21 protein-coding genes and 1 tRNA gene are annotated in these 26,006 nt (G+C 70.1%); 11 read left to right on the top strand and 11 right to left on the bottom strand.

Annotation, left to right across the window (positions count from 1 at the left end; translation table 11 throughout):
• Positions 1–20: 20 nt before the first annotated feature.
• Genes ABE438_RS18350 through ABE438_RS18340 form a run of 3 tightly spaced genes read right to left on the bottom strand, consistent with a single transcriptional unit; the run spans position 21 to position 2,770 of the window.
• Positions 21–821: an ABC transporter permease gene (locus ABE438_RS18350; RefSeq protein ID WP_346504113.1), complete on the bottom strand. Its 801-nt coding sequence runs from the start codon at positions 819–821 to the stop codon at positions 21–23.
• A 3-nt stretch (positions 822–824) separates the two neighbouring features.
• Positions 825–1,682 (bottom strand): ABC transporter permease, encoded by an 858-nt coding sequence (locus tag ABE438_RS18345; protein ID WP_346504112.1) that lies wholly within the window; start codon positions 1,680–1,682, stop codon positions 825–827.
• The gene (locus ABE438_RS18340; protein ID WP_346504111.1) at positions 1,679–2,770 is read right to left on the bottom strand and encodes an ABC transporter ATP-binding protein; all 1,092 of its coding nucleotides are present in this window, start codon (positions 2,768–2,770) and stop codon (positions 1,679–1,681) included. The genes ABE438_RS18345 and ABE438_RS18340 overlap by 4 nt, the downstream gene beginning before the upstream one ends.
• Positions 2,771–2,899: 129 nt before the next feature.
• Between ABE438_RS18340 and ABE438_RS18335 the strand changes: the two genes are divergently transcribed.
• Complete coding sequence (locus ABE438_RS18335) at positions 2,900–3,814, top strand: LysR substrate-binding domain-containing protein (RefSeq protein WP_346504110.1); 915 nt, start codon at positions 2,900–2,902, stop codon at positions 3,812–3,814.
• A 7-nt stretch (positions 3,815–3,821) separates the two neighbouring features.
• Here ABE438_RS18335 and ABE438_RS18330 read toward each other — a convergent pair whose 3' ends face one another.
• Complete coding sequence (locus tag ABE438_RS18330) at positions 3,822–4,595, bottom strand: SDR family NAD(P)-dependent oxidoreductase (RefSeq protein ID WP_346504109.1); 774 nt, start codon at positions 4,593–4,595, stop codon at positions 3,822–3,824.
• Positions 4,595–5,293 carry a hypothetical protein gene (locus ABE438_RS18325; protein WP_346504108.1) on the bottom strand — a complete coding sequence of 233 codons (699 nt, stop codon included), beginning with the start codon at positions 5,291–5,293 and terminating at the stop codon, positions 4,595–4,597. The genes ABE438_RS18330 and ABE438_RS18325 overlap by 1 nt, the downstream gene beginning before the upstream one ends.
• Before the next feature lie 118 nt (positions 5,294–5,411).
• Here ABE438_RS18325 and ABE438_RS18320 point away from each other — a divergent pair, with 118 nt between their 5' ends.
• The 5 genes from ABE438_RS18320 (at position 5,412) to ABE438_RS18300 (ending at position 10,932) form a co-directional block, all read left to right on the top strand.
• The gene (locus ABE438_RS18320; protein WP_346504107.1) at positions 5,412–6,263 is read left to right on the top strand and encodes an IclR family transcriptional regulator; all 852 of its coding nucleotides are present in this window, start codon (positions 5,412–5,414) and stop codon (positions 6,261–6,263) included.
• A complete protein-coding gene (locus ABE438_RS18315) occupies positions 6,260–7,081 on the top strand; it encodes an ABC transporter permease (RefSeq protein WP_346504106.1) in 822 nt (273 codons plus the stop codon). The genes ABE438_RS18320 and ABE438_RS18315 overlap by 4 nt, the downstream gene beginning before the upstream one ends.
• A gap of 62 nt (positions 7,082–7,143) precedes the next feature.
• A complete protein-coding gene (locus ABE438_RS18310; RefSeq protein WP_346504105.1) occupies positions 7,144–8,136 on the top strand; it encodes an ABC transporter substrate-binding protein in 993 nt (330 codons plus the stop codon).
• An 89-nt stretch (positions 8,137–8,225) separates the two neighbouring features.
• Complete coding sequence (locus ABE438_RS18305; protein ID WP_346504104.1) at positions 8,226–9,008, top strand: ABC transporter ATP-binding protein; 783 nt, start codon at positions 8,226–8,228, stop codon at positions 9,006–9,008.
• Positions 9,009–9,072: 64 nt separating this feature from the next.
• On the top strand, positions 9,073–10,932 hold the full coding sequence (locus tag ABE438_RS18300) for an FUSC family protein (RefSeq protein ID WP_346504103.1): 1,860 nt from the start codon (positions 9,073–9,075) through the stop codon (positions 10,930–10,932).
• Positions 10,933–11,008: 76 nt separating this feature from the next.
• On the opposite strand, the gene ABE438_RS18295 is transcribed toward ABE438_RS18300, so the two are convergent.
• Entirely contained in the window at positions 11,009–16,576 is a 5,568-nt protein-coding gene (locus tag ABE438_RS18295) for a DUF3320 domain-containing protein (protein ID WP_346504102.1), read from the bottom strand.
• 196 nt (positions 16,577–16,772) lie between these two features.
• On the opposite strand from ABE438_RS18295, the gene ABE438_RS18290 reads away from it, so the two are divergent.
• From ABE438_RS18290 to ABE438_RS18280, 3 genes are all read left to right on the top strand, one after another.
• Positions 16,773–16,928 (top strand): hypothetical protein, encoded by a 156-nt coding sequence (locus tag ABE438_RS18290; protein ID WP_346504101.1) that lies wholly within the window; start codon positions 16,773–16,775, stop codon positions 16,926–16,928.
• Positions 16,929–17,228: 300 nt separating this feature from the next.
• Positions 17,229–17,305, top strand: a tRNA-Arg gene (locus ABE438_RS18285).
• Positions 17,306–17,676: 371 nt separating this feature from the next.
• Positions 17,677–19,314, top strand: coding sequence for a GGDEF domain-containing protein (locus tag ABE438_RS18280; protein WP_346504100.1), 1,638 nt, complete (start codon positions 17,677–17,679; stop codon positions 19,312–19,314).
• A 44-nt stretch (positions 19,315–19,358) separates the two neighbouring features.
• Here the strand turns inward: ABE438_RS18280 and ABE438_RS18275 are convergent, their stop codons facing one another.
• Entirely contained in the window at positions 19,359–19,697 is a 339-nt protein-coding gene (locus tag ABE438_RS18275) for a DUF6616 family protein (protein WP_346504099.1), read from the bottom strand.
• Between the two features lie 89 nt (positions 19,698–19,786).
• Positions 19,787–20,293 (bottom strand): MarR family winged helix-turn-helix transcriptional regulator, encoded by a 507-nt coding sequence (locus ABE438_RS18270; protein ID WP_346504098.1) that lies wholly within the window; start codon positions 20,291–20,293, stop codon positions 19,787–19,789.
• A 245-nt stretch (positions 20,294–20,538) separates the two neighbouring features.
• Between ABE438_RS18270 and ABE438_RS18265 the strand changes: the two genes are divergently transcribed.
• A complete protein-coding gene (locus ABE438_RS18265; protein WP_346504097.1) occupies positions 20,539–21,390 on the top strand; it encodes an NHL repeat-containing protein in 852 nt (283 codons plus the stop codon).
• A gap of 189 nt (positions 21,391–21,579) precedes the next feature.
• Positions 21,580–22,674 (top strand): TRAP transporter substrate-binding protein, encoded by a 1,095-nt coding sequence (locus ABE438_RS18260; RefSeq protein WP_346504096.1) that lies wholly within the window; start codon positions 21,580–21,582, stop codon positions 22,672–22,674.
• Positions 22,675–22,754: 80 nt separating this feature from the next.
• Here the strand turns inward: ABE438_RS18260 and ABE438_RS18255 are convergent, their stop codons facing one another.
• The 3 genes from ABE438_RS18255 to ABE438_RS18245 form a co-directional block, all read right to left on the bottom strand.
• The gene (locus ABE438_RS18255; protein WP_346504095.1) at positions 22,755–23,948 is read right to left on the bottom strand and encodes an alpha-hydroxy acid oxidase; all 1,194 of its coding nucleotides are present in this window, start codon (positions 23,946–23,948) and stop codon (positions 22,755–22,757) included.
• Between the two features lie 122 nt (positions 23,949–24,070).
• Complete coding sequence (locus tag ABE438_RS18250; RefSeq protein ID WP_346504094.1) at positions 24,071–24,934, bottom strand: NAD(P)-dependent oxidoreductase; 864 nt, start codon at positions 24,932–24,934, stop codon at positions 24,071–24,073.
• Between the two features lie 100 nt (positions 24,935–25,034).
• A complete protein-coding gene (locus tag ABE438_RS18245) occupies positions 25,035–25,937 on the bottom strand; it encodes a ketopantoate reductase family protein (RefSeq protein ID WP_346504093.1) in 903 nt (300 codons plus the stop codon).
• Positions 25,938–26,006 lie beyond the last annotated feature (69 nt).

Below are 26,006 nucleotides of genomic sequence, written 5' to 3'. Positions count from 1 at the left end.
GGTCTTCCCCTTTTCGCTCTTCAGGCGTTGGCTTTGCCGCCGCGGAGGGTGGTGATCGTCACCGCGACGAAGGTCAGGAGGATCATCACCGTGCCCAGCGCGGCGATCGCCGGGTCGATATTGTCGGCGAGCCCTTCCCAGATCCGGCGCGGCAGCGTGGTGACCGCGCGGCTGGTGACGAAGAGCGCGACGATGGTCTCGTCCCAGGAGGTGATGAAGGCGAAGACGGCACCGGCGGCGATGCCGGCGCGGATCTGAGGGAACACGACCCAGCTCATCGCCTGGCGGGCATCGGCGCCGAGGCTGCGCGCCGCCTGCTCCAGCCGCGGGTCGAGATTGGCGAGCACGCCGGCCACGGTGAGCACCACGAAGGGCAGCCCCTTCATGGCGTGGATCAGGATCAGCCCGAGATAGCTGTCGAGCAGGCCGAGCGTCGCCCAGGCGCGATAGAAGGCGATGGCGTGGACGATCGGCGGCACGATGATCGGCGCCAGCAGCAGGAGCCGCAGCCGCCGCGCCAGCGGCACGCCGAGCCGCCAGGCGCCGACCGCGAAGGCGGTGCCGAGCGCGGTGGCTAGCACCGTCGCGCCGATGCCGACGATCAGGCTGTCGAGGATGCTCTTGGTCCAGCGCCCGTCGCTGACCAGGCTGCCGTAATGGCGGAAGGAGATGCTGTCCGTCGGCAGCGAGAGATAGCGCTCGGGCGTGAGCGAGATCGGGATGACCACCAGCAGCGGCAGCAGCAGGAAGGCGGCCGCCAGCCAGGCCACGAGCCGGGGCAGGGTGACGCCGCGTGCGGGGGAGGAGCCGGGAGCCGACATGATCTACTTCCTCAGCGCCTGTTCGACGTCCATGAAGCGGCTGAGCCAGGTCACCAGCATCAGCACGGCGCCGAGCAGCACCGTCGCCAGCATCGCCGCCAGGCCCCAGCGCAGTGTCTCGGAGATCTGCACGCTGATGAACTCGGCCACCATGATGATGCGGCCGCCGCCGAGGATGGCGGGGGTGATGTAGAAGCCGAGCGAGAAGATCATGACGATGACGCCCGCTCCGATCAGGCCGGGCAGGCTGAGCGGCAGGAACACCCAGCGGAAGGCCTGCGACGGCGTCGCTCCGAGCGCGCGCGCCGCCGGCACCAGCCGGTCGTCGATGCCACGCAGGTTCGTGTAGAGCGGCAGGATGGCGTAGGGCAGCATGTAGTGCACCATGCCGATCACCACGCCGAGCTCGTTGCGCACCAAGCTGAGCGGACTGTCGATCAGCCCCGTCGCCATCAGCGCCGAATTGACGATCCCGCGCGACTGCAGCAGGGCGATCCAGGCAAAGGCGCGGATCAGCGCGCTGATCCAGAAGCTCGCGACCACGATGCCGAGCAGGATCTGGCGCTCGCGCGGCCCGCTATGCACCAGCGCATAGGCGACCGCATAGCCGATCAGCAGCACGAGCCCGGTGGTGATCGCCCCGATCCGCAGCGTGGTCCAGAGCGTGCGCTGCACCGCGCCGTTGTTGGCCAGCTCCGCATAATTGGCGAGGCCGGGCTTCGGCACGGTGACGCTCATCACCAGCACGTTCAGCACCGGGACGACATAGAGCAGCGCCAGGAAGGCGCAGGGCAGCAGCATCATCAGCCAGTAGAGCCGTTCGCCCTGGCTGGCGCTCTGGCTCGGGGCGACCGCGCTCACGGGGCGGCCTCCTCGCGCACGAGGATGGCGGCGTCCTCCGCCCAGGAGGCGACGTACTCCGCCCCGTCGGCCAACGGCAGCTGCCCGGCCGGAACGGTCGCCAGCAGGATCTGCCCGTCCGCCAGCCGCAGCTCGACCTCGACGGAGGCGCCGAGATAGGTCACGCCCGCGACGGTGCCGGTCACCCGGCCGGGGCCCGTGCCGCCGGCGTCGCGGGGCAGGGCGAGCCGCACCTTCTCCGGCCGCAGCGCCGCGACGGCGCGTGCGCCGGCCTGCGCCCCGGTGCCGTTGTCGAGCGCGCATGTCGAGAAGCCGGCGAGGTCCAGCCGCGCGCGGCCATCGGCGACCGCGGCGACGGTGCCGCGCAGGAAATTGCTCTTGCCGAGGAAGCCGGCGACGAAGGTCGTCGCGGGGCGCTCGTAGAGCTCGGCCGGCGGCGCGATCTGCAGGATGCGCCCCTTGTCGAGGATCACGATGCGGTCCGACATCGTGAGCGCTTCTTCCTGATCGTGCGTCACATAGATGAAGGTGGTGCCGACCTCGCGATGGATCGAGCGGAATTCCGTCTGGAACTCCTTGCGCAGCGCCCGGTCGAGTGCGCTCAGCGGCTCGTCGAGCAGCAGCAGTTCGGGCGAGAACACCAGCGAGCGGGCCAGCGCGACGCGCTGCTGCTGGCCGCCCGAGAGCTGGCGCGGATAGCGGTGGGCGAAGGTGTCGAGCTTGGCGATCTCGAGCGCGGCCATGATCAGCGTGCGGGCGGCGGCGCCGGTGATACCGCGCGCCCGCAGCGGGAAGGCGACGTTGTCGTAGACGCTGAGATGCGGAAACAGCGCATAGCCCTGGAAGACGACGCCGAAGTTCCGGCGCTCCGGCGGCAGGCCGGTGACGTCGCGCCCGTCGAGCAGGATGCGCCCGGCGCTCGGATTGGCGAAGCCGGCGATGCTCATCAGGATGGTGGTCTTGCCCGAGCCGGACGGGCCGAGCAGCGTGATGAACTCGCCGGCCTTGATGCTCAGCTCGGTTCTCTGCAGCGCGACGAAGTCGCCATAGCGCTTCTCGATCCCGTCGAGGACGAGCGAATCTTTCACGACCTTGCTTTCCGTTCCCCTGCCCATTCGGGCTCTGCGGGGCATGGTCGCGTCATTCGGCTTTGCAGGTCAAAAACGAAATGCCGTAAAACATATAGATCTGCATTATAACTCGGGACCGAGCCTTCCGTGGACACCCGTCACCTCGAAGCCTTCCGCGCCGTGATCGAGACCGGCTCGATGAGCGCTGCGGCCACGGTGCTGGCCAAGTCGCAGCCGGCGATCTCGAACCTGATCACCCGGCTCGAGGACGAGCTCGGCGTCGCCCTGTTCGAGCGCGGCAAGGGCCGGCTCCAGGTCACGCCGGAGGCGCTGCTGTTCTACGAGGAGGCGCGGCGCACGCTCGGCGTGCTGGAGCGCACGCGGGCGGTGGCGCGCGATCTCAGGAGCCTGCGCTCCGGCACGCTGTCGCTCGCCAGCCAGCCCGGTCTCGCCACCTATATGTTGCCGCCGATCATTGCCCGGCTGCTCGCCCGCTGGCCCGAGGGCACGGTGCGCTTCATCACCCGCTCATCGCCGACGGTGCGCGATCTCGGCCGGATCGAGGCCTTCGACATCGGCTTCGCCGAGCTGCCGATCGAGAGCCCGGCCTCGCTGATCGAGACGATCGACGTGCCCTGCGTCTGCATGCTGCCGGCGGACCATCCGCTGGCCGGCGAGCCCGAGATCACCCCGGCGCTGCTGCACAACCAGCCGATGATCTCGCTCTATGCCGATCACTTCCTGCACGAGGCGCTAGAGCGGGCCTTCGCCGAGGCGTCGGCGCGGCTGCGCGTCGCCGTGCATGTCGAGTTCTTCGGCACCGCCTGCGCCCTGGTGCTGGAGGGCGTCGGCGTCACCATCGTCGACGTGATCACCAGCCTGCACTTCCGCAGGCTCGGCCTCGTCGCCCGGCCCTTCGCGCCGCAGCTCCGCTATCAGTATGCGATGTTCCAGCCGGGCCCGCGCCCGCTCTCGCGCATCGCGCGCGAGTTTGTCGACGCGTTCCGCGCCCAGAATGCCGCGCTGATCCGCCAGCACGCGCCGTTCGGCGGCGTGAGCTAGCCGCGCCTCAGTAGGTCGCGCGGCCGCCGGAGAGGTCGAACACGCCGCCCGTCGAGAAGGAGCATTCGTCGGAGCTGAGCCAGAGCACCATGCGCGCCACCTCGTCGATCTCGACGAAACGGCCCATCGGGATGCGCGACAGGATATCGGCGCGCCGTTCGGCCGAGATCTCCCTGGCCATCGCGGTCTCGGCGGCCGCCGGGGTCACGGCGGTGACGATGACGCCGTCGCGGGCCACCTCCTTGGCCGTGCTCTTGGTCAGCGCAACCATGCCCGCCTTGGTGGCCGAATAGGCCGAGGCCAGCGCCATGCCTTCCTTGGCCTGGATCGAGGCGATGTTGACGACATGCCCGCGTATCGGATGGCCGCCCAGGCCGGCGCGCGGCGCCTGCAGCCGCATGCGTCCGATCAGGGCGCGGCTGACCAGATAGGTCCCGAACAGGTTGACCCGCAGCACCGTCTCGAAATTCGCCGGATCGGTCTCCCAGATCGGCTTCACCTCGCCGAGGATGCCGGCATTGTTGACCAGGATGTCGATGCGCGCATGTGCGGCGAACGCAGCCTCGGCGGCGGCGTCTACCTCATCGGCCCTCGTGATGTCGACCAGCCGCTGGCCGACGCCGAGTTCGGCCGCCGCCTCGGCGAGGCGCCCGGCATGCGCATCCCAGAGCTCAACCGTCGCGCCGGCATCGCGCAGCGCGGCGGCGATGCCGCGGCCGAGCCCGCCGCCGCCGCCGGTGACGATGGCCGTGCGACCGGCGAGATCGTAGCGGGCGTCCATCAGCCGGCGCTCCAGGCGGTCTTGGTGCGGGTGATCTGGTGGCGGTAGAGATCAAGCGAGTAGGGGCCTTCCGCACCGGTCGCATCCAGCGCCTGCGCCGACAGGGCCTGCTTCGCCAGCGCGACGAAGGCCGGCTCGTCGCTCCAGCCCTCCACCAGCAGCACCCAGCGCGGCACGGCGTTGGCGACGCCGCGAGCCTTCTGCTCGGCGGTGGCGATGCCGCTCGCCTCGGCGTCCGCCATCAGCACATGCACGCCGGCGACGCCGGGCTTGGCCAAAAGATCGGGAATCAGCCGCCGCTGCAGCGTGTCGCGATGGGCGGAGACCGCATCCTCCGGCACGTCGTAGCGCAGCGTCGCGATTAGCCCGCCCTGGGCCGGGCCGGAGGAGTGGGCGACGCGGCAGATCGAGCGTGCGACCGAGCGGAAATGCTTGACGGCGCTGAGCGTCCACGGCGTCGGCGCGTTGACGCGCGAAGTGTAGTCCTGGCCCTTCAGCACCTCGACCGAAAGCGCCTCGTACAGGTTGAAGAATTCGAGGCTGGCCTCGATCGCGACATAGCGGCGCCCGCGCTGGAAGCCCGGAATCCCGACGCGCTCCGGCATGTGCTCGTGCCCGTGCCAGGCATAGAACTCCTCGCGCCCTTCCGGTGCGATGTCGTGCCAGATCGCGACCGCCGCTTCACCCGCCAGGCTCATGGCCCCTCCCGTCATCATCCTTCGCGAGACACGTTGACTCGGCCTCGGCGCATCCATATACGGAATTCAATTCTGAATTGGAAATCATTTCCAAAAATAAATCGAGGAACGCCGGACGGTGACGATCGCTGCGGTCGAGCGGGCTCTGAAGCTGATGGAAGCGCTGGCGGGCGAGCCCGACGGCGTCGATCTCAGCCTGCTCGCCGAGCGGCTCGGCCTGCCGCTCAGCGCGACCCATCGCCTGCTGGCGACGCTGGCGGCGCGCGGCTTCGTCGAGCAGCACGGCCAGTCCGGCGCCTATGGTCTCACCCTCAAGCTCTCGCAGCTCGCCTTCCGCGACCTCGACAGCCGCGGCCTGCCCGATGCGGGGCAGATCGTGCTCGACCGCCTGTCGCGGGCGACCCGCGAATATTGCCGCCTCGCTGTGGTGAAGGGCGACGACCTTATCTGGGTCGCCCGCTCGCAGGGCACCACCGCCGGGCTGCGCTACGAACCGCCGATGGGCGCCGGCATCGTCCTGCACGCCACCGCGACGGGGAAGGCCTGGCTCGCCTCGCTGCCCGAGGCGGAGGCGCTGCGCATTACCTTCGCCCATGGTTTCGACGCCGCCGGCCGCGCCGGCCCCAACGCGCTCGGCGACATCGATACGCTGCGCCGGCATCTCGACCAGACCCGCCGCGCCGGCGTCGCGCTGGCGGTGGAGGAGGGTGAGATCGGCATCGTCGCGATGGCGACCACCTTCCGCGCCGCGACCACGCCCGATGCGCCCGTCGCCGGCACGCTCAGCGTCGCCGGCCCGCTGCCCCGCATGCAGGAAGACCGCCGGCCCCAGATCGCCGAGGCGCTGCGTCAGGCGGCGGCGGAGATGGCCGAGATCTGGCCGCTGCGGCGCCGCCAGATCCAGGCCTCGCAGCCCGCCGGCGCTGGCCCGGCCCACATGATTCCCCAGAGTGCAGGAACCACCGCATGACCGAGAGCGCAGCCGCGCCCGCCGGCACCGCCCCCGCCGCCACTGATCGCGACAGCAGCAGGCTGCGCGAGTGGGCCTCCGCCATCGCCTGGCCGCTGGCGAGCTTCGCCGTGCTGCTCGGTGCCTGGGAGTGGCTGGTGCCGCTCGCCCGCATCCCGGAATACATCCTGCCGGTGCCGAGCGCCTTCTTCGAGCGGCTCTGGACCGACCGCGCCGACATCTTCCAGCACACGCTGGTCACGGCCAACGAGATCGTGCTCGGCTTCCTGATGGCGGCGGTGGTCTCGATCCCGCTCGGCTACGTCATCGTCTCGGTGCGCCTGCTGGAAAAGGCGATCTATCCGGTCATCGTCTTCTTCCAGCTCGTGCCGAAGATCGCGATCGCGCCGCTCTTCGTGGTCTGGTTCGGCTTCGGCCTGTTCCCGAAGGTGCTGCTGACCTTCCTGCTCTGCTTCTTCCCGACGCTCGTCGCCAGCATGACCGGCTTCCGGGCGCTGGACGAGCGCGTGCTCTACCTGACCCGCTCCATGGGCGCCTCGGCCTGGCAGACCTTCCGCTATGTCCGGGTGCCGGCGGCGCTGACCTACATCTTCTCCGGCCTGAAGGTCTCGGCGGTCTTCGCCGCGACCGGCGCCATCGTCGGCGAGTTCGTCGGCGCCAATGCCGGGCTGGGCTATCTGCTGCTGCGCGGCACCAGCTTCCTCGACATGCCGTTGATCTTCGCCTGCCTGGTGGCGCTGAGCGTGGTCGGCATCCTGTTCAGCTACATCGTGGACGCGCTCGAGGTGCTGCTGATGCCCTGGCAGCGCCGGGGCTGAGCGCCGGGCCGCGCATCACGACGATCGACAACCGGACAAACCGGACATAACGGGAGGATTCCATGAACAGACGCATGCTGATCGCCGCCGCGGCCGCGCTCGCGCTGGGTGCCGGCCCGGCCTTCGCCCAGAGCGGGGCTAAGCCGATGAAGCTCACCCTGAACTTCCTCGCCGCCGCCCCCAATGCCGGCTTCATGCTGGCCAAGCAGATGGGGCTCTACGAGAAGGCAGGGATCAACCTGACCATCGAGGAGGGCAAGGGCTCCGGCACCACCGCCCAGATGGTCGCGACAGGCCAGACCGATGTCGGCTTCGCCGACGCGCCCGCCGCCATGCAGCTGCGCACCAAGGGCGCACCGGTGAAGGTGATCGCGCCGGTGCTCCAGACCAACGGCTTCGCCATCATCTCGCTGGAGGAGAGCGGCATCGCCTCGCCGAAGGATTTCGTCGGCAAGCGCATCGCCGTTCAGCCCGGCACCGCCCAGACCATCCTGCTCGAGGCGATCCTGGCCAGCAACCAGATCGACAAGAGCAAGGTCAACATCATCAACATCGATCCGGGCGCCTTCGTCGGCGCGCTGCTGGAGAAGAAGGTCGACGCCATCCTCGGCGGCGCCGACTTCCACTCGATCCAGATCCGCGAGCGCGGCTTCAAGGTGCGCGACCTGCTCTATCGCGACATCGGCGTGCCGACCGTCGGCCTGTCGATGATCGCCCGCGACGACCGGATCAAGGCCGACGCCGACCTGTTCAAGAAGTTCGTCGAGGCGAGCCTCCAGGGCTGGGACGCCGCCCGCAAGAACCCGGACGCCGCGGCCGACGCCGTGGTGGCGCAGTTCCCCTCGGTGAAGAAGGCGCAGGTGCTGGCGCAGTTCGAGGTGGTCAACAAGCTGCTCTGCGCGCCCGGCGCGACCTCGCTCGGCAAGGTGCCCGAGGCCAACTGGGACACGACCTTCGCGCTGCTGACCCAGTATCTCGGCCTGCCCAAGGACAAGCCGGTCTCGGACTACTTCACCGCCGAGCTCGTCCCGGCCGCGGCGCCGTCCTGCCCCTGAACCCGGCATCCGCCCATCCGTCCCGGCCGGCGCATCGCCGCCGGGGCGCTTCTCCGGGATGACGCCGTCATCCGCATCGAGGACCCGACATGACGCCCGCCGCCGCTTCCACCGCCGCCTCGATCGAGGGACGCGGCATCATCAAGACCTTCGGCTCGTTCACCGCGGTTGATGGGTTGACGCTGAACATCCGCAGCGGCGAGTTCGTCAGCATCATCGGCCCGTCCGGCTGCGGCAAGAGCACCTTCATGCTGATGGCGGCCGGGCTGATCCCGGTCACCGCGGGCGAACTCCTGGTGAACGGCAAGCCGCTGACCTCGCCGCTCACCGATATCGGCATCGTCTTCCAGGACCATCTCCTGCTCGAATTCCGCACCGCGATGGAAAACGTGCTGCTGCAGGCCGAGATCCGCGGCCTGCCGCTGGAGCCCGCCCGCGAGCGCGCGCTGGAACTCTTCGCCAAGCTCGGCATCTCGCATGCGGCCGACCGCTATCCGAAGCAGCTCTCCGGCGGCATGCGCCAGCGCGTCTCGATCGCCCGCGCGCTGATCCACAACCCCGCCGTGCTGATGATGGACGAGCCCTTCGGCGCGCTCGACGCCATCACCCGCACCCAGATCCGGCACGACCTCGAAATGCTCTGGATGGAGCAGGCCAAGACCGTGGTCTTCATCACCCATTCGATCGAGGAGGCGATCGGCCTGTCCGACCGCGTGCTGGTGATGTCGCCGACGCCCGGCCGGGTGGTCGACGAGATCAAGATCGAGCTGCCGCGGCCGCGCCCGGCGCATCTCGGCGACTATCCGAGCTTCAACCATTATGCCGACCGCATCCACGACGCCTTCCGCCGCTTCGGCGTGATCAAGTACTGAGGCGAAGGCTGCCCGGCGCTCTCCGCCGCTTTTCCGCCGGCTTCCGGCCGGATATCGACGGGACATGAACCGGATTCTCGCGATATCGGGCCTGGACCGCGCCGCGGTCAGGCAGGGACTGCTGCTGGCGCTGGCGGCGCTGATCGCCTTCGCCATCGCGGCGGCACTGCATGTCCACCACGCCTACTGGGCCGCCATGCCGGTCTTCGTGGTGGCGCAGCCCATGCGCGGCCTGGTCTTCGAGCGCGGGCTCTTCCGCCTGCTCGGCACGCTGGCGGGCGCCGGCATCGGCCTGTGGCTGCTGCAGCTCTCGCCGCATCCCGTCGCGATGCTCGCTTTGCTCGGCCTCTGGGTCGGGATCAATGCCGGCCTGACCCATGCGCTCAGCGGCGTGCACGGCTATGCCGCCCTGCTCGCCGGCATGACCGCGGCGGTGGTGATGCTGCCCTCGGTCTTCGACCCCGGCAACGGCATGCCGCTCGCCCTGGCGCGCGCCGAATGCACGCTGATCGGCGTCGTGGTCGCGATGGTCGTCATCGGCCTCGCCACCCCGCACGGCCCGCGCGACGCCTTCCGCGACGAGGTGGGGCAGGCGGCCGACGCCGCCAAGGCCGAGATCGCCGCATTGCTGCGCGGGGAGGGCGGCGCCGCCGGCGAGCGGGCGCTGTTGCTGCGGCTCGCCGAGTTGCAGGAGCGCGGCCCGCTGGTCTTCGCCGGCTCCCTCAGCGGCTATCGCAGCCTGCACCATCTCCAGGCGCTCGTCGTCGCGACGCTTGGCGCCATGGTCGCGGCCCGCAGCCTGCGCCGGCGCGATCCGCCGGCTGCGCTGGCGGCGGCAGAGCGCCTCGACATGGCGCCCCCCGCCGATCCTGACAGATCGGCAGCGGCTGCCGATCCGATGCTAGCCCGCGATCTCGCCGCCATGGACGCGGCCAGGCGCGCGCTGGCGCAGGCGGCCGAGCCGGACATTGCCCCGTCCTGGCAGGGCTTGCGCCTGCGCCTCTCGGCCTCCTTCGATCCCGTCATCGCGGCCTGGGTCGGCCTGCTCGCCGGCGCGGCGACCTTCGCCGCCGGTATCGTCGCCTATCGGCTGGGCTGGCCGGAGGCGGAGCTGACGGCGCTGGGCGTCTGCATCTTCGCCATGGTGCTCGGCTCCCTGCCGCGCCCGCGCAGCGTCGCGCCGATCATGCTGCGCGGCGTGATCGCCGGCGTCGTCGTGGCGGTGGGCTACCGGCTCGCGGTCCAGCCCTGGGTCGAGGGTCTGCCCGTGCTGCTGCTGACGCTCGCGCCCTTCCTGGTGCTGGGCGGGCTGGCGCGGGCGAGCCGGCGCTTCGGCGCGCCGGCGCTCGACGCCAATATGTGCTTCCTGCTGGCGGCCCAGGTCGGTGCCCCTGCCGCGGCGCAGGCCTTGACCGTGTTTGCGGGCGCGGCGGCACTGGTGGTCGCGGTCGCCCTCGTCACCACCACGGTGCGTCTGCTGCCCGACCCGAACCGCTATCGCCGCCGCAATGCCGAGCGCGCGATCCGGCAGGATCTCGCGCGCATCGCCGGCGGCAGGCAGGGCGGCGACGGCCCGGCGCTCGGCCGACGCACCGGCCGCCAGCTGATGCGGCTCGCCCTGCATCTCGGCCAGGCATCGACAGGCGAGGCGCGTCGCGACGGCAGCCTCGTCGCCCTGCTCGACGCCGGCACGCTGCTCGCAGGGTTGCGCGCGCGTGCCGCGGAAGCCGGCATCGCCGCCGGCGACCGCACGCAGATCGCCAAGGTGCTGGCCGCAGCCGCCCAAGCCCCCGCCGGCCTGGAGGCCGCCGAACGGGCGGCGCTCGAAACCGCCGGCCGTATCCGCGATCCGCGCCTGGCCGCCGAGATCCGCGACCTCGCCGCCGCCCTGGGCGAGGGCAGGCGGGCGCTGGAAACCGCATGAGGCAGGGGGCGGCGCCGGGATGATCCCGGTCCGGGCGGCCGAGCCGCCGGGAGTTCCCCACCCCTCGCGGGCGCTGTCAGCCTTCCGACACCTGGCCGGCCGTCGCGACCGCCGGGCGATGGCCGGCTTGCTGGAGCGCTTCGTCGAGGCGTGCGCGCGACGTCGCCGTGAGACGCTCCACACCGAGCAGCCGGGCCATGGCGAGCGGAGGATCGATCTCATCCGGCAACGTGGCGTGTGCCTGAGCGAACCCGACGAGTTCCGCGAGCGGAATCTCGCCGATCGACCGGCGCACCGCCTCGCTGGCCGGCGGGCGGAAGCGCCGAACCGCAGCGACACCCTCGGATGGCCAGAGGAAGGTCCCGCTGCTTTCCTCGCTCCGGGGCAGATGGCGAAGGTACAGCGTTATCCGCTCGCGAATGCGCGGTCCCGTCCGCAGCCAGCCATGGGCGCGCGAAATCCGTTGCAGGAGGATGTCTTCGCGCAGCGGCGCCTCCGCGGCGACGACGGCCTCGACCATCGCCTGGAGAGTGCCGTCATAGGTCGGGTCGAAGAAGGTCGCCGGATCGGCGGGCGCGCGCGACAGGTCTGCCTCGCGATAAAAGCCGTCTTCGGCGGCGGCTGGACGAGAGGCCCATGTCGCGGGCGAGTCCGTGGCGGGTGAAGCCGGTTTCGGCTCGGTGACTGCCGGAGAAATAGGGCTCTCGCTGGCGATCGGCGCGGCCTGCGTGCCTGCGTGTTCGTGCTCGTCGACCAGTCCGGCCGCGTCGCCCGATCCGGCTGCGGCCGGTTCGATCTCTTCTCCCAGGCTCCAATGGGCTTCGCTGTCGCCGTCCTCGGACGCTTGCGTCTCGCGGCTCCGGGCGAGCAGGGCCTCGAGCGCGGCGTGCAGCCGTTGCGCCGCCCCACGCGGGTCGAACCACCAGTCGGTCGACCAGACGCGGACGATGTTCCAGCCCAGGCCGCGCAGCACCTGCTCGCGGACCTTGTCGCGATCGCGGGCCGTCGCCGAGCTGTGATATGTCGCCCCGTCGCATTCCACGCCGGCCAGATAGGCGCCGGCCTTGTCCGGATGCCGGATGCCGAGATCAACCCGGAAGCCGGAAATGCCGACCTGCGGCACGATTTGCCAGCCGAGCCGGATCAACTCGCCCGCGACCGCTTCCTCGAACGGCGAATCGTGCCCGCCGACCGAGCCCTGGTCCTGCGCCGCCAGGGCCACCGGTCCGCGAGCCGCGAAATCGAGGAAGGCCTTGAGATGCGCGACGCCCACGGCCTTCGTGCGCTCGGTGTCGATGTCGTCGGCCCCGAAACCGGAGAACACCACGAGCTTCTGCCGGGCGCGCGTCACTGCGACGTTGAGCCGTCTTTCGCCGCCGTCGCGGTTCAGCGCGCCGAAATTCATGCTGCGCCGTCCGGCGAGATCCCGCGCGAAGGTGACCGAGAACAGGATGACGTCGCGTTCGTCACCCTGCACGTTCTCGAGATTCTTGACCATCGTCGGCTCGGTCCGGTCCTCGGAGAAGAACCACTCGAGTGTCGGATCGCCGCGGCGGGCCTCGTCGAGCAGGTCCTGGATCAGGCTCTGCTGCTGGATGTTGAAGGTGATGATGCCGAGCGTCGGCCGCGCGGCTTCCGGCTTCTCCAGCCAGCTGCGCATCCGTCTGACGGCGAGATCGACCAAGGCGCGCGCCTCCGTCCTGTTCGTGCGGCTCTTGCCCTGGTCGTAGACGCCGTCGACACGCACCAGCTGGACGGCACGATCTTCGACGGCCGGCGCCGGAAAGGTGATCAGCCTGTTCTGATAGTAATACGCGTTGGAAAACGCGATCAGCGACTCGTGCCGGCTGCGATAGTGCCAGCGCAGGTCGCGGACCGGGATGCCGGCTGCCTTCGCTTCGTCGAGGATGCTCTCGAGGTCGCGCTCATGCTCGGGGACGTTCTCCGCCTCCTCGTTGCGACCGAAGAAGTTCGTCGGCGGCAGCTGACGCGGATCCCCGACGATGATCGTCTGGCGGGCGCGGGCGATCGCTCCCACCGCGTCCCAGGTCGTGATCTGCGAGGCTTCGTCGAGGATCACCACGTCGAAGAGTGCCTGCTCCGTCGGGAAATACTGCGCGATCGAGAGCGGCGACATCAGCATGCAGGGGGCGAGCCGCGCGAAGCTCGACGGCATAGCGGCGATCATCTCGCGGATCGAGCGGTTCGGGCGCTGGAGTTCCATCTGATGGCGGAGCAGGCCGAGCTCCGAGTTGCGCGGTACGCTCTGGACAGCGGGAAGGCCGTGCGAGAGCGTGCCGACGACGCGGCTCGTGGCGTGCGTGCGCACGAGATCGTCGAGCTCACGGAATTCTTCGACTGTGTGCTCGTGCTGGAAGCGCCGGAAGCCGCGCAGGGTCGGGTCTGCATCGAGCACGAGGGGCAGCCACCAGCGTGCATAGGCGAGGTCGAACGCCTCCCGGGTCCCCGCGGGCGCGACGGCTCCGGCTTCGAGATCCTCGACCAGCGGGCCGAGGCCTCGGCCCAGCGCCTGGGCGCGGACCTCGCACCAACTCGTCCATTCGCGCAGGAGATGGCGCGCCTCGCGCAACTGCCCGGCGACAGCCGAAAGCTCTGCGAGTGGTGTCGCCGACGCGGAGGCGAGCGGCGACTTGCCGGCGATCTCGCTGAAACGGCCGCGTGCGGCCGCGAAGGCGGCGAAGGCCGAGGCATACTCGGCCGCCGCGATGCGCATCGGCTCGGCGTCGCTGCCCGGTGCCAGGAGCGGCGCGACCGAGCGGACGATCGCACCGATGTCGTCGGCGGCGCGCCCCAGCCGCAGGAGCCCGTCGCGCAGGCGGCTGGCGCTGGCCAGATGCCGGTCGACGGCGTCGAGGTCGGTATCGAGCCCGGCGAAGCGGATCGGCTTTCCGGCGAGGCCGCTCGCCTGTGTCGCGGCGCGCAGCCCCTGCAACCGCCGCAGAACGGGCAGGTCCGTGTCGGGGTCCGGACTTCCGCTCGTCGCGTAGCCTTCCAGCAGCTTTCGGACGCGGCGCTTGCCGAGCCAGTTGCGCGGCCAGATCGCCGCACCGGCTTCACGCCAGTCGCGTTCGAGCGCCTCCACCGGGATCGTCGGGACGGCGTCGCGCGCGAAGCTGGCCGTGAGCTCGGCCTCCGTCGACCGGTAGGCCGAAATCGATTGCTCCAGTTCGGCGAGCGCGCCGCGCAACTGGCCGAAATCCGGATCGAAGACGATGCGCTGGTCCGAGCCGGCGGTGTCCGCGAGCGTTTCGGCGAGCTGCGCCAGGCGTTCCAACCGATCCAGCGGGGCATCGTACTCTTCCGGCAGGCCGAGATGCGGCAGCAGGCTTGCGAGCGCCCTCCGCAGACTGCCGGTCGTGTGCGCGAGCGCGTCGCCGGAGGCGATCAGCGCCTCCTGCCAGCCGGACGACCATTGCGGGGCGTCGATCCAGTCGAGGACAGGGGCGCGTTCCACCGCGCCGAACACCCGTCCGATCTCGCCTGCGAGTTCACCGAGAGCGACACGGCTGACGGCGTCATGGCAGTCGTGCCCCGCCCAGGCGAGCGGCGGCGCGTGCCGTGACTGCTCCCGCAGTGCGATGCCGAGCGCGGCGTAGGGGCTCAAGCCGTTGGCGTGGATGCGATGCAGGGCCTCGACATAGGTATTGAGCGTATCGCGCTTCACCTTCATCCGGGCGTTGATCGCTACCCATTCCGACTGGGAGGTGGTGCGGCCCTTCTCCCAGGATGTCCGAAGCTGCGCGAGAAAACTGCGGCGATCCGCCTTCGATGAATGCAGCTCGACGCAGTGATCGCCGAGGCCGTGGGCCTTCAGGCGCCGGTAGACGACATCCAGCGCCGCGGTCTTCTCGGCGACGAACAGCACCGTCTTCCCGACCGCGAGGCAATGCGCGATCATGTTGGCGATGGTCTGGCTCTTGCCGGTGCCGGGCGGTCCGATGACGACGAAGTCGCGGCCGTCCGCGGCGGCGACGCTGGCGGCGATCTGCGAGGAATCCGCCGGCAGCACCGAGACGATGTCGGCCGGCTCGTAGCGGCTATCGAGGTCTCGCTCGGAGACGAACGCGCCGTCGGCTCCGGCGAAGGCGGTGTCCGGCGTGTCGATCAGGTGCCGCACCACCCGGTTCTGCCGCAGCGCATCGGTCCGCTCGACCAGGTCCTTCCACATCAGGTACTTGGCGAAGGAGAAGGTTGACAGCGCGGTTTCGTCGATGACCTCCATCCCCGGCACGTCGCGCACGGCGGCGCGCATCGCGGCCAGCAGCCGCGCGACGTCGATGCCGCTGCCGTCGCGCGGCAGTTCCCCGGCGAACTGCGGAAGCCTCAGGTCGAACTCGCTTTCGAGGAACTGGAGCAGGGTGGCGTTGAAGCGCGGTTCGTCCTCGTGAAAGCGCAGGGAGAATTGCGAGCCGGCACTGCGGCGCTCGAGCTTGACGGGGATCAGCAGCAGCGGTGCGCGATAACTGCGCTCGTCGTCGGGCTTGCGCTTCCAGCGCAGGAAGCCGGCGGCGAGGAACAGTGTATTGGCGCCGCCTTCCGCGAAATCGTTGCGCACGCGCCGGTACAAATCGATCAGGCGCGCTTCGAGCGCCTTGCCGTCGAGCGGGGAGCCGAGTTCGTTGCGCGACAGGGCCTCTGCCGCGAAGTCGCGGTGCAGGTCGCGGCCACGCATCTCGCGATAGAGAGCCGGGTCGCGTTCGCCCAGCGGATTGTGCTCGGGCAGCGAGATCAGGCGCATGGTGGCGCCATCGGCCAGACGGTCCTCCAGCGCGGCGACGTCCGTGCAGAGAAAGCGGATCGTCTGCTTGGTGTCGGGGAAGTTCAGGAGCCGGTTGCGCAGCGTCAGGTCGAGCAGCTTCTTCTGCCAGCGATCGATGCGGCCCTGAGCTGTGGTCGGCTTGATCTCAACCAGCTCCGCAGGCAGGGGCGCATGGGCGGTATCGACCGTGATCGGCACCTGGATCGCAGCCCCGTCGTCGACGGAGGTTCCGCTCGGCACGGGAGCATGGGAGGCGAGCGGCTGGATTCCGCCACTGCGTGAGCGGTGCAGGTCGATCGCCGCGACGAAGTCGTCGGAGGCTTCCTCCGTCAGCCGCGGCAGCAGCAGCGCGCGGGCATGATCGAAGGCCGCCACCGGCCGGTGGGTCACGCCCGTCGTCTCGAAGGCGAGGAATTCGCGGGCGACGATCGCCTTGCGTACCTCGGCGAGATCGGTCTCGACCGCGTTGCGGAAGGTGCGTTTCGTCAGCCAGACGCCGACCGCCGCGTGGCTCTTGAAGAGCAGCACGGCGCTGTTGAGCCCGCAGCCCTCCAGAACCGCCGCGAACAGCAAGGCGCTGTCCAGGCAGGTCGCCAGCCCGTCGCGGGCGACGATGCCGGGAAGCCGCACCTTCTGCCCGCGTTGCTCGAAGCTCGCGGGGGGCTCGGCGTAATGCAGCTTCGCTTCTGCGATGGCGCTGTAGACGGCGGCAGCGATCACCAGGCAGCGGCTCGGATCGCCCGTCTGGTAGCCGTCGAGGCCGGCGGGATGGCCGTGACGGACGAGCGCCTCGGCGGCGCCGCGCATCCAGCGCGCCACGGCGGGATCGTTCGGCAGGACGAAGGCGGGCAGGAGCTGGGCCATGTCGGCGACGCCGCCCCATTCGTCCTTGGCCAGAATCCTGACCTGGACGCGCTCCTCTGCGAGCAGTTCGTCCCCGTCATAGAGCCGCAGCGATATATCTCCGCGCTCGGCCTCCGTCAGCCCGGAGAGATAGGCGGCGTCGAGGTCGATCCGCCTGTCGCCGATCTCGATCGTGTCCCTGGGAAGCAGCCGGTCGATGGTCCAGAGCTTGGGCCTCAGGAAGCCCGGACTCGCCACCATCGCCAGCCGGCAGCGTTCGAAGCGCCGCTGCGTCTCGTTGACGAGCGAGAGCCCGCGCAGCACCGGAATGGCGTTCTGGTGCGAGGCGAAGGTGAAGCTGCGGGCGATCTGAGCCTTGATCTTGACGCTGGCCGGAGCCTCCTCCGTCACGCCGCTGCCCTCTTCCAAAGCTGTGTCGGACATCTGTTCCCCCCTCGCGACTTTAAGAGCGGGAGCAGCGCCCTGCCAATTCGCATTTAGCCAGATGGCGGCATGAGGCGTCCTTGCCTCGCAGGACGCGGCTCGGCGCCGGCGAACACGAGCCTGGCGGCCTCGGCGCCACGGCATCCCGCCCCGTCGGTACGGGCGGCTCTTTCAAAAAAATCCCGCATTGCCGAAGCGCCCGCGATCGGCTATCCACCTCCCACGGTTTGCGCCCGTAGCTCAGCTGGATAGAGCGTTGCCCTCCGAAGGCAAAGGTCACACGTTCGAATCGTGTCGGGCGCGCCATTTTCGATCATGCTCCGGCGTGGTGCGTCGATCTCTCCTTGAAATCCCTGTCGCTCGCTCGGCCGCGACGGTACGCTGTGCGTCGGTGGTGGCAGGCGTCTCGTAGGGCCGCGGTCGCTGCGATGGCCTCGGCGTGCCGGACGCATCGAGCCTGTGCCCAACGCTGCGCGAACCATGCGCGTGGATGACAGCCGCACGGCGGCCCGGGACCGTCGGTCGGTCGCCGCGGGAACAGCGTAAAAGAAGCATTCCTCCGCGGCCGCTGCTTCCGGCGGTCGGGATTACGATTTGGTCGCGCCTATCCGCTAGCGTTCCTGTGCCCGTGACCGATACTGTCGCGGATGTCGGGGGTGAGTGTGTTGGATCGGCGTTTGGCTGGCGAAGACGGCACGGACGACGCATTGTTGCAGCAGGGCCTGCGCGGGCGCCGGGCGCCCGCGGGCGTGCGGCGCGCCACTCTGGCGATCGCCGCCGCCTGGCTCGTGCTGGTCGCCGGTCTCGGCTGTTGGCTTTCGAGCCGCATCCTCGACGAAGAGCGCGACAGCCTGCAGGCCAGCGCCGCCTACGAGGCCGAGACCACGGCGCGCGTCGTCGATCGCCTGTTCGCCGAGCTTTCCAGCGTCGCCAACATGGTGGCGACCCAGAACCAGGTCGTGCAGCTGGCGACGCGCTACCGCACCGACCCTCCGGGCTTCGACGCACTGACGCGCGAGCAGCGGGCGGCGATCCTCGCGCAGGATCCGCAGGTGCGCCGCGTCGGCGACGTCATGACCCGGCTGTCCGACGACTTGCGCTACGGGCGCATCTACATGAACAACCTGTCCCATGACACGGTCGCCACCAGCCAGTGGTCGGAGCCGTTCAACATTCTGGGCCAGATCTATCCGGGCAGGGCCTATCTGCTCGACGCGCTGCGCACCGGGAAGGGGCGTTCCTTCGGCATCGCGCGCCTCAACCAGATGCCCTCCTATTTCGTCACGAGTCGCATCGAGGATACGGAGGACCGGCCGCTGGGCTCGGTCACCGTCAGGTTCGACGGTCCCGACATGGCGCATTACCTGACCGGCCGCCACATCGCCCTGATCGTTAACCGCCAGGGCCGCGTGACCACGGCGTCTTCAGCGCCGTTCACGCTGCGCAACGTCGCGGCCCTGCTGCCGCCGGAGGCCCTGCGCCCCTCGGCCGACGACGAGGGACCGGGCGAGCCGCTGGCGGTGAGCGCCATCGCGGATGCGGGGCAGGGCGACCATTGGCTCGTCGAGGGCCGTCCCTATCTGTTGCGCCGCCAGCCGCTCGCCGACGAGCAGTACCAGCTGCTGACGCTCGCCTCGCTCGAGCAGCTCGCGCCGATGCGCCGCCAGCACGCGCTCCTGGCCGGGTCGGTGGCGGCTGTCGGCCTGCTCCTGACCCTTCTGTCGGGCCGCCTCGTCGGGCAGGTCGCGATGCGCCATCAAGAAGAGCGCTATGCTGCGAACTACGACACGCTCACCGGCCTGCCGAACCGTCGCGCCATCCTCGCCGAGCTGAGGCGGGTCTTCGCGCTGGCGGAGCGGACGAGCCAGCGCGTGCTGGTGGCGTTCATCGATCTCGACGAATTCAAGACGATCAACGACCTGCACGGCCACGAGATCGGGGACCGGTTCCTGGCTGAGGCGGGTCGGCGGCTGCTGGCCGGCCTGCGCGCCGGCGATCGGCTCGGCCGCTGGGGAGGCGACGAATTCGTGGTGATCGGGCTGACCGGCTCGGTGCGCGACGGGGATCGCGACCCGGCAGCCGAGGCGATGCGCCGGCGGCTCGTGCCGCTTCTGATAGGCACCTACAGTTTCCCGGAATGCAGCTTTGACTATGCCGGCGCGAGCTTCGGCATTGTCGGCATCGATCCCGCGGTCAGCTCGCTGCAGGCGGCGCTGCGCGAGGCGGACCGGCTCATGTATGCCGACAAGCAGGCCAGGCGTGCCGATGCGGAACGACAGGCGTCGGTGTCGGTTCCGGGGCGGGCGATTGCCTAGGGGCCGGCATTCCCGACGCCGGCCCCGATCTGCGTGGCGGGGCGCTACAGCGCCGCGAGTTCCGCCAGATGGGCGCCGAGATCACCGCCCTGGCCGCTGGCGTTGACCGTGTCGAAATAGGCGTGCCAGCCGGAGGCCGCGATGCCGGAGACCAGGGCGGCCATGGCCGCGGCGTCCGGGGCGCGCCAGATCGCGAAGAACTGCTGTGGCGGCGCCTTGGGCGTGGCGGGATCCGTGCGGCCGAGAGCGAGGGCCTCGATGCCCAGCTCGGCGAGGCCGCCCATGCCGGCGCCGATCCGCGCGAAGAAGGCCTGTCGCTCTTCGAGAGGAAGCGCCTGCCAGGCCGGGGTGGGCGAGTAGAGTTCCGCGAGATAATGCGTCATCGGTGCATGTCCTTGCTTGCTGGAAAAGGGCCGGCGCGAAGGGGCGCGCGGCGATGGGAACCGTTCAGTCCGGGCCGGGCGAGAGACCGTCAGGGCGAGGGGGAAGCGCCGGCGTCGATCATGCGGCGGCCGATCTCCAGGAGCCGGCTCAGAGCCGCGCGGTCCTCGCCGGTAAAGCCTGCGAAGAGCGAGGCGATCCAGGCGGTGTGCTCGTCGAAGAGCCGGGCGGCCAGCGCCTGTCCGGCGGGCGTCAGGCGCACGGTGAGCTTGCGCCTGTCGTCACGGTCGCGCCGGCGCGCCAGCAGGCCCTGACGCTCCAGCCCGTCGAGCAGGCCGGTGATCGTCGCGCGCGCGACCCCGGCACGCTCGGCCAGCTCGTGCGGGGACAGGCCCTCGGCAAGATCGCGCAGCAGCATCAGCACCACGAACTTGCCCTCGGACAGCCCGTGCGGGGCGAGGCGGTCCGCACAGGCACGGTCGATCGCCGCCGCCAGCGACAGCACTTCGAAGCACAGCCGCATGGCCGCTGTATCGGGCTGGCCGCGCCGTTGCGCTTCGTCGAGCAGCGCCCGATGCTTGAGGTCGAGGGTCATCATGCGGCGGCTTATGATATGGTACCTAATTATAGTCAAGCCGGGCTGCCGCGTTGCGGTATGCGGGACCGCGGACGTCGAGCATACTCCTCGACGATCTCTGGCACGGTGCTTGCCAAGGAGGGGCGCGGTGCACAGCCGGCATGGCCTGTGCGGGCCGCGCTGTGTACGAGGCGAGGGCCGGTACGACCGGGGCAGGGGGCCTGTGAAGGTCGCCGCGCACGGTCGGGATGAAACGGGAAGGCACTATGGCGGGGCATGAGCTGATCGTGGCGCTGGGCGAGCGCCGTTACCGCGTCGAGCGGCCCTGGGGAGCTTTGCCGCAGGGACAGGGCAAGGTCACCGACGTCGCGGTGGATGGCGAGGGCAGGGTGCATGTCCTCCTGCGCAGCGACCCGCTGGTCGATGCGCCGAGCGATGCGGTGGTCGTGCTCGCGCCGGACGGAACGCGCATCGGCGCCTGGGGCGCCGGGCTGATCGCCGATGCGCACATGCTGGCGACGGCGCCGGACGGGCGCGTCTTCGTGGTCGACCGCGATGCGCATGAGGTCGTCATCTGCGATCGGGACGGGCAGAGAATCGGTGGGCTCGGCAGCCGCAACACCCCGCACGCGCCCTTCAACCATCCGACCGACGTGGCGATCTCTGCGGTCGGCGAGATCTATGTCTGCGAGGGCTACGCCGCCGGCACGGTTCACCGCTTCGCGCCCGACGGCCGGCGGATTGGCGCCTGGGGTGCGATCGGCAACGCGCCGGGCGAATTCATGAACGCGCATGCGGTCTGGCTGCAGCCGGACGGGCGCGTCGTCGTCGCCGACCGCGACAACAACCGCCTCCAGATCTTCACGGCGGATGGTGACCTGCTGGGGATGGTCGGCGGCTTCCGGCAGCCCATGGACATCTGGGGCGATGCCGAGGGCCATCTCTTCGTCACGGACCTTCTGCCGTCGCTGACCATGCTGGCACCGGACGGCGCCTTCATCGGGCGCTGCCGCCCGGTGCTCAACGGCGCGCACGGCATATGGGGCGCGCCGGACGGAGCGCTCCTGCTCGCCGAGGGCAATCCCAGCCGGGTGACGCGCCTGGTCAGGATCGCCTGATCCCCCACGGAAAAGGACTGCTTTCAGGCATCCGGCGACGAGCGAGGGAGCCGGTCGCGCCCGGAACGGCGAAATGTCGCCGCGGGCCGGCTCCTGCCGCCATTGCAAAGCCCATTCGGAGCGGACATGGTCCGGGCGCGCGCCGGCAAAGGCGACGCAGGTCTAAATGAGCTCCAGGAAACGCCCCCCATGAAACGCAGGTCCTTTTTGAAGGGCGCCAGCCTCGGCGCCGCGGCCGGAATCGCGAGCCCGGCCATCGCGCAGAGCACGCCCACCGTCACCTGGCGCCTCGCGTCGAGCTATCCGAAGTCGCTGGAGACGCTGTACGGGGCCTGCACGCATCTGTCGGAGGCCGTCTCTGCCGTTACCGACGGCAAGTTCAAGATCCAGGTCTTCTCGGCCGGCGAGATCGTCCCGGCCCTCCAGGTCGCCGACGCGGTGAGCAACGGCACGGTCGAGATGGGCCATAGCGGCTCGTATTTCTACATCGGCAAGGACACGGCCTTCGCCTTCGGCACCATCATTCCCTGGGGCCCGAACAGCCGCCAGATGCAGGCCTGGCTGTTCCATGCCGGCGGCCTCGAGCTGCTCAACGAGTTCTACGGCAAGTTCAACATCTACAACCTGCCGGCCGGAAACACCGGCGCGCAGATGGGCGGCTGGTTCCGCAAGGAGATCAAGTCGGCCGAGGACCTGAAGGGCCTCAAGATGCGTATCGGCGGGCTGGGCGGCAACGTCCTGCAGAAGATGGGGGTCATCCCGCAGCAGCTCGCGGCCGGCGACATCTATCCGGCGCTGGAGCGCGGCGTGCTCGACGCCGTCGAGTTCGTCGGCCCCTATGACGACGAGAAGCTCGGCTTCGCCAAGGTCGCGCCCTATTACTACTATCCCGGCTTCTGGGACGGCTCGGCCGAGCTCAGCTTCTTCATCAACCTCGACAAGTGGAACAGCCTGCCGCCGACCTATCAGCGCGTGCTGAAGACCTGCGCCGAGGCCACCGGCCACGACATGCAGGCCAAGTACGACGTGCTGAACCCGGCCTCGCTGAAGCGGCTCGTCGGCGCCGGCGCGCAGCTGCGCGCGCTGCCGCAGGACATCCTCAAGGAGAGCTACAAGATCACCAAGGACCTCTATGCCGAGATGTCCGCGGCCAACCCCAACTTCAAGAAGATCTACGATCACCTCTGGGCGTTCCAGCAGGACAGCCTGCGCTTCTGGGCGATCTCGGATCTGTCCTACGACTACATGCAGGTGACGGCGCTCCAGCAGCGCTGGGCCGGCTGAGCAGGGATCGAGGCGCTTCGCCGCCTCCGCCTCGCGACAGAAAGACGGTGCCACGACCGGTTCGCGGCGCCGTTTGTTGTTCAGACGCGGGTGCGGCGAGCGACCGGGCGGACGTGGTCGCGGCCGACCGCACCGAGGGTGGCGACGCCGAGCAGCGTCATCGCCACGTCGAGCTCGTGGCGCAGCATGGCGATCGCCTTCTCTGCGCCTGCCTGCCCGCCCGCGGTCAGCCCCCAGAGGAAGGGGCGGCCGACGCTGCACGCCGTGGCGCCCAGCGCGGCGGCCTTGAGGATGTCGGTGCCGCGCCGCACGCCGCCGTCCACGATCAGCTCCGCCCGGCGCCCGACCGCCTGCGCGATCTCCGGCAGCATGGTGAGCGGGGCCGGCGAATGGTCGAGCTGGCGGCCGCCATGGTTCGAGACGAGGATCGCCTCCGCGCCGATCGCCACCGCCCGCTCGGCATCCTCGGGATGCATCACGCCCTTGATCGCCATCGGGCCGGGCCACATCTCGCGCAGGCGCTGCACGTCGCCCCAGTGCAGCGAGGCGTCGAAGGAGCCGGCGATGCGCTGGGCGATGTTGGTGAAGCCCTGGGTGTCGGCGTTCTCGAAATTGCCGAAGCGCGGCGGCGAGCGCATCACGCCGAGAGACCAGCCGGGATGGCAGGCGAGGTCGAGCAGATTGGCCAGGCTCGGGCGCAGCGGCATGGTGAACCGGTTGTGCACGTCGCGCTCGCGCCGGCCCGAAACCGGCAGGTCCAGCGTCACGCACAGCACGCGGTAGCCGGCATCCCTGGCCCGGGCCACCAGCCCATGCATCCAGTCGCGGTCGCGCAGGCCGTAGAGCTGGAACCAGAGATCGGTTTCGGCGGCGCCGCGCGCCACCTCCTCGATCGAGGCGACGGACATGGTCGACAGCGTATAGGGCACGCCGGAGCGCCCGGCCGCCCGCGCCGCCAGGATCTCGCCATTGGGGTGATAGAATCCGGTCAGGCCCGTCGGCGAGAACACCAGCGGCAGGGCCTGCTCGCGGCCGAGCAGCGTCACCTTGTGCGAGCGCTCGGCCACGTCGACGGCGATGCGGTGCACCAGATGCCAGTCGAGGAAGGCGTCCTCGTTGTCGCGCAGCGCCGTCTCGTCCTCCGCACCGCCGTCGATATAGTCGAAGACGGCGCGCGGCAGGCGCCGGCGCGACAGCTGCCGCAGGTCCCTGATCGCGCAGGCGTCCTTCAGCGTCGCCCAGCGCGGCAGGCTCGAGGCTCCCGTTTCCCTCACCGTTTCGTCTCCCGTGATGTCGCGTTGGTTGCCGGACGGGCGCGGCGAGGCGCAACCGTCCCCTATCGTCGAGCCTGCCGGGCCGGGGAGAGGACGTGCCCGCAGCCCCGGCCGGAAAGGCGTCAGAGCATGCTGGCGAGCTCGGGCACCATCGCCGTCTTGCCACCGGTCTCGACGCCGAAGGCGAGCGTCTTCAGCACCGCATCGGCGATCTCCTGCGCGGCACCGGTATGGCCGGCCATCTGGGTGTAGTAGCCGAGATCCTTGGCCGCATTGGCGATCGAGAACTGCAGTCCGGAGCTGTCGCCGTTCAGCAGATAGGGCGCCAGGCGCTCGAGCGCGGCGCTCTTGCCGCCGCCGCTGGCCAGCACCTCGACGAAGACGTCGAGCGAGACGTCCGAGCGGCGCGCGCAGGCCGATGCCTCGGCGAGCAGGGCGATGAAGCCGAGCGAGACGTAGTTGTGCAGCAGCTTCATGCGGTGGCCGGCGCCGAGCACGCCGGCATGGGTGATGTTCTCGGCGAAGCAGGCCAGCACCGGCCGCACCTCCGCCAGCGTCTCGGCCGGGCCGCCGACCAGCAGGTTCAGCTTGCCCTCATGGGCGTGCTTGGCGGTGCGGGTCATCGGCGCGTCGATGAAGCGGCCGCCGGCCTGCGCGACGCGCTTGGCCATGGCTTCGGTCGCTTCCGGCACGGAGGTCGAGCAGTCGACCACGATCGCGCCCGGGCGCAGGCCCTCCAGCACGCCGCCCGGCGCGGTCAGCACTGCCTCGACCTCCGGCGCGCCGGTGACGCACAGGATGAGGACGTCGGATTCGCGCGCCACCTCGGCGCCGCTCTTGCGGGTCTGGCAGCCGCCGGCCAGCAACTCGTCGAGCGGCTGGTTGCCCGGATGCTCCAGCACGGTGAGCGGATAGCCCTTGAGCAGGACGTTGCGGGCGATGCCGTGGCCCATGAGGCCGACGCCGATGACACCGATTCTGGTCATGAGATGAGATCCTTCCCGAAAGCGCCGGGCGGCTGCCGCCCGGGACGTGCGACGGCCTTTCGGCCGGTGATGACTGTGCGTGGCGAGGCGGTGCGGGCGGTCACGCCGCGCCGGCCCCGGCCTCCTCCAGCATGCGGATGGCGGCGAGCAGCGAGCGGTTGACCGGCGCGCGCAGCCCGTGGCGCTGCGCGGTGCGCACCACGAAACCGTTGAGATGGCCGATCTCGGTGCGCTTGCCGCGCAGCAGGTCCTGCGCCGTCGACGAGGTCTGGGTCGGCATGCCGGCGGCAAGCCCCATCACCGTGTCGAGAATGTCTGCCGGCAGCGCGACGCCGGCAGCCTCCGCGACCATGCGGCACTCCGCGACCACGTCCTCCATCACCTCGCGCACGCCCTCCACCGCGATCATGCGGCCATAGGGCAATTGCGCGATGGCGCAGAGCGCGTTGTAGGCGCAGTTCACGGTGAGCTTCGTCCAGAGCACGCTGTCGACGTCGGGCGAAACGGTGGTCGGCACGCCGGAGGCGGTGAAGGCCTCGGCGATTACGGCGCTGGCGGCACTTTCGCCGATCACCAGCTCGCCGCGGCCGTTATGGCGGACATGGCCGGCCGCCGGGCTGTCTGCGGCGACGTAGACGGCCGAGGACAGAACGGGCCGACCGAGGATCGCGCCGATGCGCTCGGCATTGTCGACGCCGTTCTGCAGGCTGATCACCGTGGCTCCGGGCGCCAGATGCGGCGCGATCGTCCGGGCGGCCTCGGCGGAATCGTCGGATTTCACCGCGACCAGCACGAGCTCGGCGCCGGCGACGCCAGCTGGATCGGTGGTGGCGGTGACCGGTGCGGGCGTTTGCGCGCGGCCCTTGTGGAGGATCAGCCCCTTGGCCTGCATGGCCGCCACCGGGCCGGGCCGGCCGATCATCGTGACGGCGTGGCCGGCCAGCGCCAGCATCGCGCCGTAATAGCAGCCCACGGCGCCCGCACCCATGACGGCAATCTTCATCGGTCTCTCGGCCTCCGGGCGCTCAGGGTCTACCGCTGCGTATCGGGCATCGCCGGGGGCATCGGCAAG

Source organism: Allobosea sp. TWI1241 (assembly GCF_039673065.1).
Classification (GTDB): Bacteria; Pseudomonadota; Alphaproteobacteria; order Rhizobiales; family Beijerinckiaceae; genus Allobosea.
Note: the sequence above shows the minus strand (reverse complement) of the source record. Positions and strands in the feature narration are given on the sequence as shown.